General features: G+C 71.1%; 3 protein-coding genes. All 3 read left to right on the top strand.

Going from position 1 to position 2,443, the window contains the following annotated elements; genetic code table 11:
* Positions 1 to 331 (top strand): hypothetical protein (locus tag APZ21_RS34865; protein WP_162240381.1); only part of this gene is annotated, 331 nt, incomplete at its 5' end.
* Positions 332 to 651: 320 nt separating this feature from the next.
* Positions 652 to 1,800 carry a hypothetical protein gene (locus APZ21_RS23910; RefSeq protein WP_054815561.1) on the top strand — a complete coding sequence of 383 codons (1,149 nt, stop codon included), beginning with the start codon at positions 652 to 654 and terminating at the stop codon, positions 1,798 to 1,800.
* Positions 1,801 to 1,891: 91 nt separating this feature from the next.
* A complete protein-coding gene (locus tag APZ21_RS23905; protein ID WP_019045695.1) occupies positions 1,892 to 2,365 on the top strand; it encodes a hypothetical protein in 474 nt (157 codons plus the stop codon).
* Positions 2,366 to 2,443: the final 78 nt, after the last annotated feature.

The raw sequence follows: 2,443 nt of genomic DNA, 5'->3' as shown, positions 1-2,443 counted from the left end.
CCACGACGAGGACGGCGTCATCAAACCGGGAGCCAAACTCAGCGGCAACGCCTACGTCGTGGTGAGGCTGCGCGACCGCGACCACCCGCCCGGCCGGATCCTGCTGGTACGCAACCCGCGCCGCTGCCACCACGGCTACACCCTCTGCGTCGAGTGCGCCGACAGCTGGGAACTCGACCACCACGTGGACTACGAGCTGACCGGCGGCGGGCGACGACTGCGCGAGGCCCTCGACACCCAGCGTGCCGCACCCACGAGCAACGAGTCCGCCGAGGACGACACCGGCGAGCCCGGCACCGATACGGCCGACTCGTCGCTGGCGCACCCGTGACCGACTCGGGCGTCGAGTCCGCGCGACTCGCGCGCCACAGTGCCCGCGGCGAGGCCGCCGGCGCGAGGCGCCCTCGCATCTCGCGAGCCGAATGACGCGAGTCGAATTCCATTCTGGCTGAGCCCATTACGGAATCGGACGAGAGGAATTCGGGACCGGAACGAATTTCGACATTTCGCTTGACATCACACGCCCTATCGAGCGGTCATGGAAACCGGAACGGCACCGACCACCCGGGGAAATCGCCCCGATCGGTGCGCATTCCGTCCCAACCGGGACATCACCGAATTCACCAAACCCATTGTTGGAAGGAACCCCCCATGTCGAAAACCAAGAACGCCGCCGTAGCCACGGAAACGGCCACACCCGCCCCGGAACACGGCACGCGGTCGGCTGTCGTGCCGGTGCTGCGCCGCGACAGCAACCGGGCATTGTGGGCGGCGCTGCGCGCCCACCCTGACAGCACCACCGCCGCGCTGGCCGACATCGCCGGGATCGGACAGACCACCGCCCGGCGTCTGCTGGCCCAGTGGGAAACCGCCGGGTGCGCACAGTCACACACCGACCCCGAATCGCCCCGGGCCGCCAAGACCTGGACCCAGGGCACGGGCGCACCCGCCACCATCGAACCGGACCCGGCCCCCGCCGCGCCCGCCGACACGGACCCGGCCGAACCCGCCACGCCGGAACCGGTTTCGCCCGAGACGGCCGAACCGGTCGACCCGTCGCCCGAAACCAGCGAGCCCGCACCCGAACCCGCCACGGTGTCGGCGGCGGAGGTGCCCGCGCTGCACAGCGCCGAAGCTCGGGCGCTGTGGGAGGCGCTGGAAACCCACCCCGCCAGCACCACCGCCGAGCTGGCGGAACTGGCAGCCATCGGAACCAATCCGGCGCGGCATCTACTGACGGAATGGGAACTCGCCGGGGCCGCGTGGGCGGCCACCGACCCGGGCAAGCCCCGGGCCGGGAAGCGCTGGACCGCCGGAGCGAAACCCGAACCGGCCCCGGCCGCGCCCGCCGTGACCGAAGTGGCGGACACCGCACCGGCCGAACCGGATCCCGCACCGGCCGAACCGGCGACCCCGGAACCGGTTGTGCCCGAACCGGCCGCGCCTGCCGAGCAGGCGGCCCCGGCCGACCCCGCGCCCGACACCACGGCGGAGATGGCGGTAGGTGCCCCCACGGGCGACGAACCCGCCACCGTGGCCCCGGAACCCCCGGCGGCGGCCGACAACACGGCTACGGCGGACGAGGAGTCGACGGTGGAACGCCTGCCCGCCGGTGCGCTGCGGGGACAGGTCGAGGACTTCCTGCACGAAAACCCCGGAAAGGAGTTCACCCCACACCAGATCGGTAAAGCCCTGGCCCGCTCCAGCGGCGCGGTCCACAACGCCCTGGTCAAGTTGACCGATGGCGGGACCGCACGCCAGACCAGCACGGCCCCCAAGAAATTCACCCTCGCGTCCTGACAACTGGGCGATGCCGGAATCCCCGGAGGGCTTAGCTCCGGGGAGTCCGACACCGCCCTCTCAATCTAACCCCTGAGAAAGGTGCTCGACTATGTACTCCACCCCAACCCCCAAGGTCCTCGCCTCGGCTCTGTACCAGGTGTACGCCGAGTCCAGCCACGCCCCCGACAGCCTCGAGCTGTGGATCGCCATCGCCGACAAGGCCGTGCGGGAGCTGCAAATGCCGGTGCTGGTGTCGCTGGTGCCGTGGGTGCCGATCGCGCTGCGCTACGAGAAGGTGACCACCGACGGCGAGTTCTTCCCGCACACCGGGTCGGTGCGGATCATGACCGGCCCGCTGACCGGCACCCTGTACCGCGACGCGGAGACCGCCGCCCGCGAGGTGGTCGTGGCCACCCTGAACGAGCTGATCGACCACGGCACCACCAGCGACGACAACAGCGGCGACAGCGGCGGCGGTGAGCAGATCGACGGCGCGCCCACGCCGTTGCCGTCGTGGCGGTTCCGCGACAAGGGGACCCCGCCCGCGTTCACCCCGCGCGCGGTGCCCCCGCTCATCTCCTGACCCGCCTACCCGCTGAAACGGCCCGTGGTGCCGAGCATTCCGCTCGGCACCACGGGCCGCTTTCTGTGCGCTGTGCGG

Origin of the sequence: Nocardia arizonensis (assembly GCF_001310275.1) — a bacterium.
Classification (GTDB): Bacteria; Actinomycetota; Actinomycetes; order Mycobacteriales; family Mycobacteriaceae; genus Nocardia; species Nocardia arizonensis.
The sequence above is the reverse complement of the archived record's forward strand: the minus strand, read 5'-3'. Positions and strand labels throughout refer to the sequence as shown.